The organism is Micromonospora zingiberis, from assembly GCF_004331455.1.
Lineage (GTDB): Bacteria > Actinomycetota > Actinomycetes > Mycobacteriales > Micromonosporaceae > Micromonospora > Micromonospora zingiberis.
Window position 1 is genome coordinate 96,622 of record NZ_SJJR01000010.1, and the last position, 14,676, is coordinate 111,297.

The 14,676-nt window shown below is 73.0% G+C and carries 16 protein-coding genes; 9 read left to right on the top strand and 7 right to left on the bottom strand.

Annotated elements, in window-relative coordinates; all coding sequences use genetic code 11:
- Positions 1 to 88 precede the first annotated feature (88 nt).
- From E0H26_RS16435 to E0H26_RS16465, 7 genes are all read right to left on the bottom strand, one after another.
- On the bottom strand, positions 89 to 808 hold the full coding sequence (locus tag E0H26_RS16435; protein WP_131304527.1) for a nucleotidyltransferase domain-containing protein: 720 nt from the start codon (positions 806 to 808) through the stop codon (positions 89 to 91).
- Between the two features lie 71 nt (positions 809 to 879).
- A complete protein-coding gene (locus E0H26_RS16440) occupies positions 880 to 1,380 on the bottom strand; it encodes a nitroreductase family deazaflavin-dependent oxidoreductase (RefSeq protein WP_131304528.1) in 501 nt (166 codons plus the stop codon).
- A gap of 20 nt (positions 1,381 to 1,400) precedes the next feature.
- Positions 1,401 to 4,148, bottom strand: coding sequence for an ABC transporter permease (locus E0H26_RS16445; protein WP_240742213.1), 2,748 nt, complete (start codon positions 4,146 to 4,148; stop codon positions 1,401 to 1,403).
- Complete coding sequence (locus tag E0H26_RS16450) at positions 4,145 to 4,912, bottom strand: ABC transporter ATP-binding protein (RefSeq protein WP_131304665.1); 768 nt, start codon at positions 4,910 to 4,912, stop codon at positions 4,145 to 4,147. The genes E0H26_RS16445 and E0H26_RS16450 overlap by 4 nt, the downstream gene beginning before the upstream one ends.
- 29 nt (positions 4,913 to 4,941) lie before the next feature.
- Entirely contained in the window at positions 4,942 to 5,523 is a 582-nt protein-coding gene (locus E0H26_RS16455; protein WP_131304529.1) for a PadR family transcriptional regulator, read from the bottom strand.
- A gap of 66 nt (positions 5,524 to 5,589) precedes the next feature.
- Positions 5,590 to 6,030 (bottom strand): ferritin-like domain-containing protein, encoded by a 441-nt coding sequence (locus tag E0H26_RS16460; protein ID WP_131304530.1) that lies wholly within the window; start codon positions 6,028 to 6,030, stop codon positions 5,590 to 5,592.
- Complete coding sequence (locus tag E0H26_RS16465) at positions 6,027 to 6,485, bottom strand: hypothetical protein (protein ID WP_131304667.1); 459 nt, start codon at positions 6,483 to 6,485, stop codon at positions 6,027 to 6,029. Before E0H26_RS16465 ends, E0H26_RS16460 begins: the two co-directional genes overlap by 4 nt.
- A 220-nt stretch (positions 6,486 to 6,705) precedes the next feature.
- On the opposite strand from E0H26_RS16465, the gene rimP reads away from it, so the two are divergent.
- The 9 genes from rimP to E0H26_RS16510 all read left to right on the top strand — a co-directional run bounded on the left by rimP (position 6,706) and on the right by E0H26_RS16510 (position 14,646).
- On the top strand, positions 6,706 to 7,350 hold the full coding sequence (gene rimP, locus E0H26_RS16470) for a ribosome maturation factor RimP (protein WP_131304531.1): 645 nt from the start codon (positions 6,706 to 6,708) through the stop codon (positions 7,348 to 7,350).
- Positions 7,347 to 8,390 carry a transcription termination factor NusA gene (nusA, locus tag E0H26_RS16475; RefSeq protein WP_131304532.1) on the top strand — a complete coding sequence of 348 codons (1,044 nt, stop codon included), beginning with the start codon at positions 7,347 to 7,349 and terminating at the stop codon, positions 8,388 to 8,390. Before rimP ends, nusA begins: the two co-directional genes overlap by 4 nt.
- A 49-nt stretch (positions 8,391 to 8,439) precedes the next feature.
- A complete protein-coding gene (locus tag E0H26_RS16480; protein ID WP_240742226.1) occupies positions 8,440 to 8,715 on the top strand; it encodes a YlxR family protein in 276 nt (91 codons plus the stop codon).
- Positions 8,716 to 8,830: 115 nt separating this feature from the next.
- Entirely contained in the window at positions 8,831 to 11,827 is a 2,997-nt protein-coding gene (infB, locus tag E0H26_RS16485) for a translation initiation factor IF-2 (RefSeq protein WP_131304534.1), read from the top strand.
- 90 nt (positions 11,828 to 11,917) lie between these two features.
- Positions 11,918 to 12,211, top strand: coding sequence for a DUF503 domain-containing protein (locus E0H26_RS16490; RefSeq protein WP_131304535.1), 294 nt, complete (start codon positions 11,918 to 11,920; stop codon positions 12,209 to 12,211).
- Positions 12,212 to 12,355: 144 nt separating this feature from the next.
- Positions 12,356 to 12,841: a 30S ribosome-binding factor RbfA gene (gene rbfA, locus E0H26_RS16495; RefSeq protein ID WP_131304536.1), complete on the top strand. Its 486-nt coding sequence runs from the start codon at positions 12,356 to 12,358 to the stop codon at positions 12,839 to 12,841.
- A 128-nt stretch (positions 12,842 to 12,969) separates the two neighbouring features.
- Positions 12,970 to 13,965 carry a DHH family phosphoesterase gene (locus E0H26_RS16500; protein ID WP_240742227.1) on the top strand — a complete coding sequence of 332 codons (996 nt, stop codon included), beginning with the start codon at positions 12,970 to 12,972 and terminating at the stop codon, positions 13,963 to 13,965.
- Positions 13,966 to 14,029: 64 nt separating this feature from the next.
- On the top strand, positions 14,030 to 14,437 hold the full coding sequence (locus E0H26_RS16505) for a hypothetical protein (protein ID WP_131304671.1): 408 nt from the start codon (positions 14,030 to 14,032) through the stop codon (positions 14,435 to 14,437).
- Positions 14,437 to 14,646 carry a DUF6186 family protein gene (locus E0H26_RS16510; RefSeq protein ID WP_181445169.1) on the top strand — a complete coding sequence of 70 codons (210 nt, stop codon included), beginning with the start codon at positions 14,437 to 14,439 and terminating at the stop codon, positions 14,644 to 14,646. Before E0H26_RS16505 ends, E0H26_RS16510 begins: the two co-directional genes overlap by 1 nt.
- Positions 14,647 to 14,676 lie beyond the last annotated feature (30 nt).

Consider the following 14,676-nt stretch of genomic DNA (forward strand, 5'->3'; position numbering starts at 1 on the left):
CCGCATCTCGGCGACCGAAAGTGCAAGATCGCCGAGCCAAGGCGGGGCGCGGCGAGGCGGGGGGCGGCGGGGCGGGGCGGGGCGTGGGTTAGGGGGTGAGGAGGTCGTCGATGGTGCCGTCGGTGGGGTGGCCGCGGGCGGCTAGTTCGGCGGACTGGCGGGCCAGCACGGCGGCTATCTCGGTCATGTCGGCGCCGGCCAGGCCGGTGCGCCGGATCGCGTCGCCACGATCACGGAAGTAGGTGCGGCTGAGCAGGCCGTTCACCGTGGCCGCCGCCAGCCGGGCCGCGCCGAGCATCAGCAGTGCCTGGTCCGTCTCGTACCACTCGGCGAGCCGGGCGGCCCGGGCATGCGCCGCGCTGCCCCGGTACCAGGCGGCACGGGCGGCGGTGGTGAACTCCGCCGGCCGGGCCCGAGCCAACCGTCCGAGGTGTTCGTCGCGCAGCGTACGCAGCCAGCCGGTCGGATCGTGCAACGCCCGGGTGGTCACGTAGCGGTCGGCGGTCAGCGGCCATCGTGAGGTCAGTTGCCGGGCCTGCGCCAGTCGCTCCTCGGCGGCGACCACGGTCAGGTCGACCAGCACCCCGTCGACCCGGCGGGTGGCCGAGGGCGGCCCGGTGCCCGGGCGGTAGGTGACCAGCAGCAGCCCGACCTCGCCGTCGCCACCACCGTCGTCGTCGCCGTGTGCCAGCGGGCCGTGTACGGCCACCGCGAGCACGTCGGCCGGAAAGCGGCGCCGGGCCGCCGCGGCGACCCGCTCGGCCACGGTCCACCGCGGATCGTCCCGGTCTTCTCGGACCTCGTCCATGCCGACCACCCCGCGATAGCGTCGCCGGTGTCCACCGTCGCCGCAAGCGACGATCCGGTTACCGCCCCACCCTAGTGCGCGGTGCCCGGCGCTCCAGGGGTGCCGCGCTCGGCCGGCACCAGCCGGAAGATCCGGATCTCCCGCCCGCCGGCCCGTTCGACGTACGCCTGGTAGGCCGGCCACTCCTCGACCAGCAGTCGCCACAGCCGGTCGCGTTCGGCACCGGTGGCCAACTCGGCGCGCACCGGCATCCGGCGCCCCGCGACGTCCACTTCGGCCTCGGGCAGGGCGAGCAGGTTGAGTGCCCAGGCCGGCTGTTGGGCCTGCCCCCAGTTGGAGCCGATCACCACGTACCCGTCACCGTCGGGCACGTACAGCAGCGGGTTGCTGCGGGGCTTGCCGGAGCGGCGCCCGGTGGTGGTGATCACCAGGGACGGCACGAGTCCGAGCGCGACCACCCGGCCACGGGTCAGCCGCCCGATGGCCCGGTCGGCGGGCACGAGCAGGCGCATGGCGGTGCCGAACCAGCGGTGTCGGCCGAGCCGGCGGGTGAGGGCTCCCAGTGCGGACATCCGCACAGTGTGCCGTACGTTCAGTCCAGTCGTCGTTCCACCGGCAGCCGGGAACGGGTGAACAGCGCCGCCCCGAGCATCGCCACCAACGGCACCGCGACCAGTACGCCGAGCGTGAGCCAGGGCACCACCAGCGGATACCCCGGTTCGATCGGCCAGGCGGCGGCGTACCGCTGGTTGGTGAAGCTCAGCACGATGATCGCCGCGCCGATACCGGCGACGATGCCCAGCGCCGAACCGAGTACGGCGATCACGCCGGCCTGGCAGAGCGAGAGCAACCGGCGTACGGCCGGGCCGGCGCCGACCGCGGCGAGGGTGGACAGGTCGGCTCGTCCCTCGGCCGCCGCCAGTCCGGTGGCGATGCCTGCGGCACCCACCGTGACCACTGCGGACACCCCGGCCAGCAGGAGCAGCAACTGTACGCTGTCGCTGCGGCCGCGAGTGTCCGATATCTCCACCCCGAGCGATCCGAGCGGCCGGATCGCGGCGGAGAACTGGTCCCGGCGGTCCGGTTCGACTGCGGCGCCGGCATCGATCGCCCAGCCGATGTGCCCGGTCACGAGCCCGAGCCGGTCGGCCGCGGCCCGGGAGAGCACCAGCCAGTCCCCGCCGAGTTCGTTGTGCAGGGCGTGGCCGGGCACCTCCAGGGTCCGCGTGGGCTCTGCCAGGTCCCCGCCGGGGCCGCGCAGGAGGCGCAGTTCCAGTCGACCGTCCAGCACGTAGCGTGGATCGGTCAACACCGCCCCACCGGCCCGCAGCACGGCGGTGGCGGCGGCCACCTCGTCCGGCCCGGCGCCGGTGAGGATCGGCAGTGCCCGCCCGTCGTCGACGGCCACCCGGAAGTACGGACCGTAGTGGTCGTCGGGCGAGCCCTGGCAGCGGTGGTCGGTCCGGGCCCAGCGCTGCTCGCCCTCGCTGAGCGGCTGGTCGGCCCGCCACGGGCAGGCTCGTTCGGCCGGTAGCGTGGCGCTGACCTGACAGCTGGTGAAGTCCGGCAGGCAACCGGCCGAGAGCAGCGGAACGATCGCCCGGGCGTCGAGGTGCTCCCGCGCCGGTCCGGTGATCTTGTCGAGCGCGGGTGGCGGGTTCTTGCCAGGCGCCTCGTTGAGCGTGACCAACACGCTGCGATCCGGCAGCGCGGGCCGGTACCGTTCCTCGTTGCGCGCCTGCTCACTGGCCAGGAGGAGACCGAGGGCGACGCTGCCGGCGACCGCGGCCATCACCGCGGAGATGGCCGGCGCGGCGGAGGACCGGTTGCGGCTGGCGTCGCGTAGCGCGATCCGGGGCGCGAGCGGAAGGAACCGGCCGAGCCGGGCCACCATGCCGACCAGTGTCGGAGTGGCGAAGACCAGCCCGAGTTCACCGATCAGCAGCCCGCCGAGGATGATCGACTGTCGGGTCACCACCGCACCGAGCGCGGCCACGCCGGCCCCACCGGCGGCCAGCAGTACGCCGATGACCAGCCACCGGCGCGAGTGCACCGGCGGCGTTCTCCGGCCGGCCAGCCCGGCGACCACGTCCTGCCGGGCGGCCGTCCAGGCCGGCGCCAGCGCCGCCAGCACCCCGGCGAGCACCGCGACCAGCCCGATCACGACGAGGGCTGCGGGCCAGACGCGGTACCCGCCGAAACGCTGTGCGAAGACGAACTGCTCGACCAGCGGTCGGGTGGCGAAGGCCACGCCCACCCCGAGCGCGATCCCGATCGAGGCACCGATGGTGCCCAGGACCACGCCGTCGGCGAGCACCACCCGGCGTAGCTGGGCGGCGTCGCCGCCGGCCACCGCGACCAGCGCGAGTTCCCGCCGTCGGCGCCGTACCCCGACGGCGAAGGCCGGACCGACCAGCAGCACCACCTCAAGCAGTCCGAGCCCGCCGAGCAGCAGCCCGATGCCGAGATTCTCGTCCGCCGGCAGGCCGCTGTGCTGCTCGGATTCGATTACCGTCGGAGGCGGTGTGGTGAGCCGTGCGGTGACCAACACGCCCCGGGCGTTGAGCTGAGCGAAGAGTTCGGCGGTGATCGGGCCCGGCAGGTCGGCCAGGAAGACCGGCTCGACGAACGGCTCGGACGGTGACCCGGCGGGATGCAGGATGACCGCCGGACTCAACTGTTCGGGGAACTCGACCACCCCGACGACGGTCCAGCGGCGGCTGCCGTCTGCGGCGCTGAGCTGGTCACCGAGGGCGACGCCGAGCTGGCGCTGGGCAGCCGGGTTCACCGTGATCTCGTCGGCGCTGGCGGGCACCCGGCCGGTGTGGATCCGGGTCAGCCCGCGCGCGAGCGGATCGGTGAGGTCGACCACGGTCGCGGCCAGGTGATCGTGGACCCGGCCGTCAACCCAGGCGGCGAACGGCATCCAGCGGACGATCGGCAGGACGCGGCTGCCCGTGGGCAGGAGCGCGACGACATCCTCCGCACTGACCGGCGTGGCAGTGTCCTCGGTGTCCTCGGTCGCGGCGCTCTCGGGCCACCAATTGCGGCCGTCGGCACTCTGCCGGATCGGGCCAAGGTCGGGCATCACGCGCAGCTCCGCGTCCGCGCCGGCCAGCCGACGATCCAGCTCCTCGGCGGGGGTGAGCCGGGCCATGTCCGTGCTGACCGCGACGAAGGTGAGCGCCAGCACCGGCAAGATGATCATGCCCAGCACCAGGGCGGTGCGCCCGCGGGCCCGTTTCGCCTCCCGGCGGGCGATGCGCAGTGCGGCCCGCCACGACCCGAGGAACTCGGCCGACCGCGCCCTGCCGAGACCCTGGTGTCCCTCGTCGCTCACCGGCCGCTGCCGGAGAGCAGGGACTCGATGCCGGCCAGCGGAGCGGTCGAGTCGACCGCCACACCGTCGCGCAGGAACACCACCCGGTCCGCCCAGCCGGCGTGCCGTGCCTCATGGGTGACCAGGACGCCAGCCGCACCGGCGTCGACCCGGCGGCGGAGCAGCCGCAGGACCGCCTCCCCGGTCTGCGAGTCCAGCGCCCCGGTCGGCTCGTCGGCGAGGACCAGGCGGCGCTCGCCGACCAGCGCCCGGGCGATCGCGACGCGCTGCTGCTGGCCGCCGGAGAGCTGGTCCGGAAACCGGTCGCCCAACTCGGACATGCCCACCTCGGTCAGCGCGTCCAACGCCAGCCGGCGGGCCCGCCGTACGCCGGTCCCGTCGAGTTCGAGGGGGAGCGCGACGTTCTCCACGGCGGTCAGGCTGCCGATCAGGTTGAGATTCTGGAAGATGTAGCCGATCCGGCGGCGGCGCAACCGGGCCAGTCCGCTGCGGTCCAGCGCGTGCAGCGACTGCCCCTCGACGTACACCGCACCGGCGGTCGGGCTGTCCAGCCCGCCGGCCAGGGTGAGCAGGGTGGACTTGCCGGAGCCGGACGGGCCCATCACGGCGACCAGTTCGCCGGGGCGTACGACCAGGCTGACTCCGCGCAGCGCGTGCACGGCGGCCGGACCGCTGCCGTGGGTGCGGTGCACGTCACGCAGTTCGAGCACGGCATCGGCCGGGGCGCCGTCGCCGGTTCCCGCGTTTCCCGGCGGAGTGCCCAGACTTGGCAGGGTCGGCTCGTTGGCCGTACTCACCGTCGTGCCTCCTCACCCGTGCGGCCCACCGCCTCGGAGGTGGGCGCTGGGCCAGAAGCCGGGGGGCGGTGCCGCGCCAGGCTGGTCTCGCAGTGGTCGAGCCAGCGCACCTCGGCCTCGGCCTGGAACATCATCGCGTCCAGCACCAGCCGCCAGGGCAGATCCTCCGGCCGGTCGCTGGCGTACTTCAACCGGGTCAACTCCTGCAACGCGCGCATGGTGGCGGTGCGCTGGTTCTGCACCACCGTGCGGACGTCCACGCCGGGCGTGGTCAACGCCAGCGCCAACTTGATCGCCAGCTCGTCGCGGGGACGGTCGGTGCGGCTGATCGGTGTGGCGAACCACAGGGCCAGGTCCGCCCGTCCGGCATCGGTGATCTCGTACGGCCGCTGCCCGGCCTCGCTCTCGGGCAGGGATCGGACGAGGCCGTCGCGCTCCAGCCGGGACAGGGTCGTGTAGACCTGTCCGATGTTCAGCGGCCAGGTCGAGCCGGTCGACTCCTCGAACGCGGCCCGCAGTTGGTAGCCGTACATCTGGCCGCGTTCGAGCAGGGCGAGCAGACCATGGCGGATGGACATGCAGCGGAGTATGCATACCTGGTATGCCGTCCGCAACCGCAGGTGGCTCGCCGGTCGCCCGGTGGCTCAGCTCGGGCGGCCCGGAAACGCCACGGTCAGCGGGGTGATCCCGGCGGCGCGACGCCAGCGGGTCGCCCGTACCGCGTATTCGATCAGGGCGGAGAGCGCCCGATCCCGCTCCGCGCCCGTGCTGGTCGGCAGCACCGCCCGCCAGAACGCCGCAGTGCGCTCCTCCACCTCGACCGCGAGCCGTAGCGCGCTGGCCCGGTCGGTGACCGGGAAGGGCAGCGCGTACCCGGGCCGGTCCGGTGGCACCCGGCCGCCGCCGGTGCTCAACTGCACCACCAGGGCGTCCCGCCGGCTGCGGTGTGCGGCTTCCGCCTCGGCGGCGGCCTTGCGTTCGGCGTCGGCGAGGCGTACGCCGATCGGGCCGTACGCCCAGATCGCGGCGTACTCGGCGGTCAGCGCGGCGGCGAGGGTCTCCTCGGCGGTCGGTGCGGTCGTCACTTGAGCGCCTCCAGGTGGGTGGCCCGCGCGGCGGCGATCGAGCCGAGCAAGGCGGCCCGCTCGCCGGGCGCCGCGGCGCAGGCGGCGGCCGCCGAGTCCCGGCCGGCGCGTTCGGCCTTGCGCAGCGTGGTCAGGGTGGTGGCCGGGCCCGCCGGTGTCCCTGGCGACGGTGGGGCGGTCGATCCCGGTGAAGGCTGTGACGGGGTGGCCGTGCCGGTCACCCGGGCGAGTTCTGTGGCGTGCGCCTCATGTGTCTCGGCCAACGGGACGAGTCGGACCGCCAGGTCGGGATGGGCGTCGGCGGCGGCGCGCAGCCCGGCCGCGAGCCGCAGCGACTCGTCGAGCAGCGGGGCGAGCGGGTCCGGCGGCGGTGGCTCGTCGCGGTCGAGGAGATCACATCCGGTCAGCGGCGCGGTGGCCCCGCCGAGCGCCAGGAAGGCGCCGACCCGCAGCACCGCGCGTCGGGTAAGCGGGGACGATTCGTCCCGCCGAGTCGTTCTGCCCATCACCACCGGACAAGTCAACACCATCGCCACGGCCCGTGTACGGCAGTGGCGTCGGTGCGCCGCTCGGGCCGTCCCCGGGCCGGCGCGTTACGCTCTGCGCAGCCACCGGCGCGTCCGCTCCGGTGGCGTGCCGGCATGGCGGCCGACGAGCAGTGGAAGGGTCGGACAGATGACGCAGCGTGGCCGTGCCACCAGAACAACGGGGCGACCCCGTGGCGGCCCGGCTCCGCGAGGCGGTCAGGCTCCCCGGGGTGACCTCGCCGCCCGCCGGGAACGGCTACGCGCGGTGATCGGCCCGGTGGTCGACGGCGCCGGCTACGACCTGGAGGACCTGTCCGTGTCCCGGGCCGGCCGCCGGCACGTGGTCCGAGTGATCGTCGACGCCGACGGCGGAATCAACCTGGACGCGGTGGCGGACGTCTCCCGAGCGGTCTCGGCGGCGTTGGACGCGGCCGAGGAGACCGGTGGCGACATCGTCGCCGGGGAGTACCAGCTTGAGGTCAGCTCCCCGGGCGTGGATCGCCCGCTGACGCTGCCCCGGCACTGGCGGCGTAACGTCGGCCGGCTGGTCCGGGTGACGGTCCGGGGCGCGGCGGAGTCCGGTACCGGACCGGCGGGCGACCGGCAGGTCACCGGCCGGGTGACCGCCGCGGACGACGAGCGCGTGCTGCTGGAGATCGACGGCGAGCGTGCCGAATGGTCCTACACCGAACTCGGCCCGGGCCGGGTGCAGGTCGAATTCAGCCGCCTCGACGAGCTGCCCGAATCAGAAGACGTCGACGACGATGACGATGTGGAGGACGAGGAGAGGTGAACATCGACCTCGCGGCGCTGCGCGCACTCGAGCGCGAGCGGGAGATCCCGTTCGACACGATTCTCGCGGCGATCGAGACCGCGCTACTGACCGCGTACCGGCACACCGAGGGCGCCCAGTCGCACGCCCGGGTGGAGATCGACCGCAAGAGCGGCGTGGCCCTGGTCTACGCCCAGGAGATGGGGCCGGAGGGCGCCGTCGTACGGGAGTGGGACGACACCCCGCACGACTTCGGGCGGATCGCCGCCATGACCGCCAAGCAGGTGATCCTCCAGCGGCTGCGGGAGGCCACCGACGAGGTGCACTTCGGTGAGTACGTGGGTCGCGACGGCGACCTGGTGACCGGTGTGGTGCAGGCGCACGAGGCGCGGGCCGAGAAGGGCATCGTCACCGTCGACCTGGGCAAGCTGGAGGGCGTACTGCCGCAGTCCGAGCAGGTGCCCGGAGAGCGGTACACCCACGGCGAGCGGATCCGGTGCGTGGTGGTGCACGTCGCCAAGGGAATGCGCGGCCCCCAGATCACGCTGTCCCGTACGCACCCGAACCTGGTGAAGAAGCTCTTCGCCCTGGAGGTGCCGGAGATCGCCGACGGCACCGTCGAGATCAGTGCGATCGCCCGTGAGGCAGGTCACCGTACGAAGATCGCGGTGCGCTCCACCGCAGCCGGGGTCAATGCCAAGGGCGCCTGCATCGGCCCGATGGGTCAGCGGGTCCGGGCGGTGATGAGTGAGCTGCACGGCGAGAAGATCGACATCATCGACTGGTCGGACGACCCGGCCACCTTCGTCGGCAACGCGCTCTCACCCGCCAAGGCCCTGCGGGTCGAGGTGGTGGACCTGGCGAACCGGGCGGCGCGGGTGACCGTGCCGGATTTCCAACTGTCGCTCGCGATCGGGCGGGAGGGGCAGAATGCCCGGCTTGCTGCCCGGTTGACCGGTTGGCGGATCGACATCCGGTCGGACGCCGAACAGGCCAGCGCCAGTGGTCGCTCGGGAGCCGATCAGGTCCGGGAGCCGGGCGGCGCGGTCTCGGGCAGCTAGGGGTAGACTTCCAGCAGTGGCACGACGCGCGCAGCCGGAGCGCACCTGTGTGGGTTGCCGAAGGCGTGCGCCGGCCAGTGAACTACTGCGGATCGTCGCGGTCGACGACGAGGCTGGCTACAGCCTCCGGCCCGACCCGACCCGCAGACTGCCGGGTCGGGGAGCGAACATGCACCCGGATCCGGCCTGCTTCGCGCAGGCAGTGCGGCGTCGCGCCTTCGGGCGGGCGCTGCGTCTCGCCGGGGCTCCGGATGACGGAGCCCTCGCGGAGTACCTGACGCGTCAACCACCACGTCCGGTCACCCGACCGGGCGAGGGTCGCTAGCAAGGTAGGACGACCGACATGAGCACACGATGAAGTCCCAGAAATGACCAGGCTTCAAGTGCACGAGTGAGGTCGCTGCGGGTGCTGCCCGCACGACCTCGGAGTGAGGAGTGCAGTGGCAGGTAAGGCCCGCGTACACGAGCTTGCAAAGGAGCTCGGGGTCGAAAGCAAGACCGTTCTCGCCAAGTTGAAGGAAATGGGCGAGTTCGTGAAGTCCGCGTCCAGCACCGTCGAGGCGCCGGTCGCCCGGCGGCTGCGGGGCGCCTTCGTCTCCGGTGGCTCCGGTGCCGCCCCGACGGCTCCGCCGTCGGCCGCACCGGCTCCGGCGGCACCGACCCCGTCGCCGACCCCCGGCGAGCCCCGGATCACCGCCAAGCCGACGCCGCCCCGGCGTCCGGCGATGCCCGGGCCCAAGCCGAAGGCCCCGGTGCCCGGCCCGCCGCCACCGGCGGCCCCGGTCGCCAAGCCGGCGAGTGCTCACGACATCGAGGTGGCCGCCGCCGAGGCGCGTGCGGCCGCGCTGAAGGCTGAGCAGGAGGCCGCGGTCAAGGCCGCGCAGGCCGCCCGCCAGCAGCAGCGCGAGAACGTCCGCCGGGAGCCTCCGGCCGAGGGTGGCGCCCGTCCGGGTCCCCGTCCGGGTCCCGGCAACATGCCGCCCCGCCCGGGTTCGCCGGCTGCGGGTCGCCCCGGTGGGCCCACCTCCGGCCCGGGCGGCCGGCAGGGCCGTCCGCCGGCGCGTGGCGCCGGTAACAACCCGTTCGGCATCCAGGGCAGCCAGCAGCAGCGGCCGCCGGCCGCCGGTGCCGGCGGTCCCCGGCCGAGTCCGGCGTCGATGCCGCCGCGGCCGAGTCCGGCGTCGATGCCGCCGCGGCCCAGCCCGGCTTCGATGCCGAGCCAGCGCCCCGGTCGTCCGGGTGGCCCCGGTGCGGGTCGTCCCGGCGGTGGCGCCGGTCGTCCGGGTGGTGGCGGCGGTGGCGGTGGCTACCGTGGCGGTCCCGGTGGCGGCGGCGGTGGCGGCGCTGGCGGTGGCTACCGTGGCGGTCCCGGTGGTGGCGGCGGTGGCGGTGGCTACCGTGGCGGTCCCGGTGGCGGCGGCGGTGCCGGCGCCGGCGGTGGCTTCCGTCCGGGTGCGCCGGCCGGTGGCGGCGGTCGCCCGGGTGGCGGCGGTCGTGGCCGTGGCGGCGGTGCCGCGGGCGCCTTCGGGCGTCCGGGTGGCAAGCCGACCCGTGGTCGCAAGTCCAAGAAGCAGCGCAGACAGGAGTTCGACAACCTGTCGGCCCCGACCATGAGCTCGGGTGCTCCCCGGGGTCAGGGGCAGATGGTCCGGCTCTCCCGTGGCGCCTCGCTGTCGGACTTCGCCGACAAGATCAACGCCAACCCGGGTTCGCTGGTCCAGGAGATGTTCAACCTGGGCGAGATGGTCACCGCGACCCAGTCGTGCTCCGACGACACCCTGCTGCTGCTGGGTGAGCACCTCGGCTTCAACGTGCAGATCGTCAGCCCGGAGGACGAGGACCGCGAGCTGCTCGCGCAGTTCAACATCGACCTCGACGCCGAGGTCGCGGAGGACCGCCTGGTCAGCCGTGCGCCGGTGGTGACCGTCATGGGTCACGTCGACCACGGTAAGACCAAGCTGCTCGACGCGATCCGTAAGGCCAACGTGGTCGCCGGCGAGGCGGGTGGCATCACCCAGCACATCGGCGCGTACCAGGTCCACGTCCCGCACGAGGGCGAGGACCGGGCGGTGACCTTCATCGACACCCCGGGTCACGAGGCGTTCACCGCCATGCGTGCCCGTGGTGCCCAGGTCACCGACATCGTGATCCTGGTGGTGGCGGCCGACGACGGCGTGATGCCGCAGACCATCGAGGCGCTCAACCACGCCAAGGCGGCGGACGTGCCGATCGTGGTCGCGGTCAACAAGGTCGACAAGCCGGAGGCCAACCCGGACAAGGTCCGCCAGCAGCTGACCGAGTACGGCCTGGTCGCCGAGGAGTACGGCGGCGAGACCATGTTCGTCAACGTGGCCGCGAAGCCCGGCATCGGCATCGAGGATCTCCTCGAAGCGGTGCTGCTCACCGCCGACGCGTCGCTGGAGCTGACCGCTCCGACCGACGGGCCGGCGCAGGGTGTGGCCATCGAGGCGCACCTGGACAAGGGCCGTGGTGCGGTGGCGACGGTGCTGGTGCAGAAGGGCACCCTGCGGGCGGGCGACTCGATCGTCGCCGGTGGGGCGCACGGCCGGGTCCGGGCGATGCTCGACGAGAACGGCAACCAGGTCACCGAGGCGGGTCCGGCGCGTCCGGTCATGGTCCTCGGTCTGACCGCGGTGCCCGGCGCCGGCGACACCTTCCTCGCCGCGGCGGACGACCGCACGGTGCGGCAGATCGCCGAGCAGCGCCAGGCACGACGGCGGGCGGCGGCCTTCGCCAACTCCCGTGGCCGGGCCACCCTTGAGACGCTCATGGAGCAGCTCAAGGAGGGCGAGAAGACGTCGCTCAACCTCATCCTCAAGGGCGATGTCTCCGGTTCGGTGGAGGCCCTGGAGGACGCGCTGTTCAACCTCGACATCCCCGAGGAGGTCCAGCTCAAGGTCCTCGACCGGGGCGTCGGCGCGATCACCGAGAGCAACGTCATGCTCGCCAGCGCCTCGTCCGAGCCGGTCACGATCATCGGCTTCAACGTGCGGGCCTCCAACAAGGTCCGCGAGATGGCCGACCGCGAGGGCGTGGAGATCCGGTACTACACCGTCATCTACCAGGCCATCGAGGAGATCGAGGCGGCGCTCAAGGGCCTGCTCAAGCCGGAGTACGAAGAGGTCGAGCTGGGCAGCGCGGAGGTCCGCGAGGTCTTCCGCTCGTCGAAGATCGGCAACATCTCCGGTTGCATCGTCCGGTCGGGCATCATCCGGCGCAACGCCAAGGCGCGCCTGCTGCGCGACGGCACGGTCGTGGCGGACAACATCACGATCAGCTCGCTCAAGCGGTTCAAGGACGACGCGACGGAGGTCCGCGAGGGCTTCGAGTGTGGTCTGACCCTGGCCGGTTACAACAACGTCCAGGTCGGCGACATCATCGAGACCTTCGAGATGCGGGAGAAGGTTCGCGCCTGATCCTGCGGTGAGCACTGGTCAAGGGGTTTACGCCGGTCGGCGTAAACCCCTTGATCATGTGGGGTGGGGTACGGGTAGTGTCCGCAGACGATGTACACCGCAACCGCAGTATTCGACCTGTTGCTACCGGGTGACTCCCGGTCGCTGAAGGCCAAGAGATCGTATGTGCGGCCGATCGTGGCGGCGTTGCGCCGGTTCGAGGTCTCGGCTGCCGAGGTAGGCGCGCTCGACCTGCACGGGCGAGCGGAGATAGGTGTGGCGGTGGTGGCCGCTGAGGCGGCCCACGCCCGCGAGGTGCTCGACTCCTGCGAGCGTCTGGTGGCCGGTCGGCCGGAGGCCGAACTGCTGTCGGTGCGTCGCCGGTGGTACGGCGAGGACGACTGACCCGGGGCGGTCACTGCCATCCGCCGCGCCGCGCGGCGGTCGGTGCGGCGCGGGTAGGGTTCGAAGTGTTGGGGGCCGGTCCCGGCCCGGTGGCGTTGGCGTCAACCGGCCCGGCCGGTAGTGGGACGCCGTGGAGGTGGCGAGATGTCGGATCCGGCCAAGGTACGCCGGCACGCGGAGCGGGTGCGTGAACTGGTCGCGTCGGTGGTGCGGAGTCAGATCAAGGACCCACGGCTCGGCATGATCACTATCACCGACGCCCGGATCACCGCCGACCTCCGCGACGCCACGGTCTTCTACACCGTGCTCGGCGACGCGGCGGCCCAGGCCGGCACCGCCGCCGCGTTGGACAGCGCCAAGGGCATGCTGCGCAGCACGGTCGGCAAGGCACTCGGGCTGCGCCACTCGCCGACCCTGACCTTCGTCCTGGACGACGTGCAGGATCAGGTCAAGCACATCGACGACCTGCTCGCGGCGGCCCGTAACGCCGACGCCGAGGTGCAGCGCCTCGCGGCCGGGGCGGCGTACGCCGGTGAGGCCCAGCCGTACCGCCTGGAGGACGACGAGGACGCCGAGGATTCGACGGAGTCCGAGGGCGGCGACGAGGCCCGGGGCGGGGACCGGCGGTGACCGCCCCCTCCGCCGGCGCCGCGACCGAGGTGGAACCGGCTGCCACGCCGCCGGGGCCGGCTCGGGCTGGCGTCGACGGTGCGGCGGCGGGTTCGGCCGGTCCGACCGAGGCCGACTGGGCCGCGGCGGTGGCGGCGGTGCGTCGGTTGCCCGCCGACGGTCGGGTGCTGCTGATCTGCCACGTCAATCCGGACGGTGACGCGCTGGGCAGCATGCTCGGCTTCGGGCTCGGTCTGCGCCGGCTCGGTGTCGATCGGCTACAGGCGACCTTTCCGGGCCCGCCGGAGGTCCCCGAACCGTTCCGCGGGCTGCCCGGTCTGGAGTTGCTGGTGCCGGCGGCGGCGGCTGACCCGGAGCCGGATCTGGTCATCTGCTTCGACGCGGCCAGCGAGTCGCGGCTCGGCGAGTTGGCCGGCCGGCTGACCGGCACGGGCATCGCTCTGGTACTCGATCACCACGCCTCCAACACCGGCTTCGGTGACGTCAACCTGGTCGACCCGGCCGCCGCGGCGACGTCGGTGGTCGCGGAGGAACTGCTGGCCCGGCTCGGCGTCTCACTCGACGCCGGCATCGCCGAATGCCTGTACGTGGCGCTGAGCACGGACACCGGCTCGTTCCGGTTCGACGCGACCACCGTGGCGGTGCACGAGATGGCGGCCCGCCTCCTGGCCACCGGCATCCGCCCCGGCGACATCTCCCGGCGGATCTTCGATAGTCGTCCGTTCGGCGCGGTGCGACTCTTCGGCGAGGTGCTCGGCCGGGCCCGGCTGGAGCCCGCCGCCGCTGCCGGTCATGGCCTGGTGTGGACCTACGCGACGCTGGACGACCTGGCCCGCCACGACCAACGGCCGTACGTGTTGGAGGCCCTGATCGACCCGGTCCGGTGCACCGCGGAGGCCGACGTCAGCTGTGTGGTCAAGCAGACCGGACCGGCCGAGTGGGCGGTGTCCCTGCGCAGCAAGGGTGCGGTGGACGTCAGTCGGGTGGCCGTCGCGCTGGGCGGTGGCGGGCACCGGCTCGCCGCCGGCTTCACCGGGCGCGGGACGGTCGACGAGGTGGTCGACCGGATCCGGACGGAGTTGGCCGTGCCCGCGACCAGAGGTGACATCGACAAGCAGCGGTGATGTCAGGGGTGCTTCCGGGGGTGTTGGGGTTTCCGTCCCTGGCCAGGATCGGGAGAATCGGATGATGGAGCAGCCCCACGACCTCACCGTCGAGGCACCCCGCACCTGGGAGCGTCCGGTCGTCTGCGTGCCGGTGCTCGTCGCTCTTTCCCTGGTCGGCGGTCGTTTCCCGTCCTTCTCGACGGAGGCCAACCTCTACGTCTTCGGCGCCGGCGGGGCGCTGATCTGGCTGGGTCTGAGCAACCGCGCGCCACGTCGACCGGCGCCGCAGCGGCTGAGTTCGGGTGCGGTCTGGTGGACGCTGCCGGTGCTGGTGTTCGGCGTCTTCGAGGGGGCGACGTTCTTCGCGGCGGCCGGTGACGACTTTCCCACCTTCTCCCGGCTGGCGGACCCGCTGCTGGAGGACCGGCTGGTGCGATCCGCCGCCTGGCTGGTGTGGCTGTCGGCGTTCTGGGGGCTGGTGCGGCGATGATGCGGGCGCTGGCGATCGGCGGATTCCTGGTCGGGTTGGCGTTGTTCGGCCTGGTCGAGTGGCTGGCCCGACGGGAGGGCTCACGGATTCCGACCCTCGGTGAGGTCTGCGCGTACGTGATGCGCTACGAGGTGGGCCCCGTACCGGTCGGGCGGATCGGGTTGTTCGGCTTCTGGTGGTGGGTCGGCTGGCATTTCCTGGCCCGGTGACGCCGACCCGACCCGTCCAGATGTCGGGAA

What these genes read in the sequence shown, in the direction of transcription:
- E0H26_RS16455 (WP_131304529.1), bottom strand. Translation starts at nt 5,523, where the DNA reads ATGTCCATCCGCCATGGTCTGCTCGCCCTGCTCGAACGCGGCCAGATG.
- rbfA (WP_131304536.1), top strand. Translation starts at nt 12,356, where the DNA reads ATGTCGGATCCGGCCAAGGTACGCCGGCACGCGGAGCGGGTGCGTGAA.
- E0H26_RS16440 (WP_131304528.1), bottom strand. Translation starts at nt 1,380, where the DNA reads ATGTCCGCACTGGGAGCCCTCACCCGCCGGCTCGGCCGACACCGCTGG.
- E0H26_RS16510 (WP_181445169.1), top strand. Translation starts at nt 14,437, where the DNA reads ATGCGGGCGCTGGCGATCGGCGGATTCCTGGTCGGGTTGGCGTTGTTC.
- rimP (WP_131304531.1), top strand. Translation starts at nt 6,706, where the DNA reads ATGACGCAGCGTGGCCGTGCCACCAGAACAACGGGGCGACCCCGTGGC.
- E0H26_RS16490 (WP_131304535.1), top strand. Translation starts at nt 11,918, where the DNA reads ATGTACACCGCAACCGCAGTATTCGACCTGTTGCTACCGGGTGACTCC.
- E0H26_RS16435 (WP_131304527.1), bottom strand. Translation starts at nt 808, where the DNA reads ATGGACGAGGTCCGAGAAGACCGGGACGATCCGCGGTGGACCGTGGCC.
- E0H26_RS16505 (WP_131304671.1), top strand. Translation starts at nt 14,030, where the DNA reads ATGGAGCAGCCCCACGACCTCACCGTCGAGGCACCCCGCACCTGGGAG.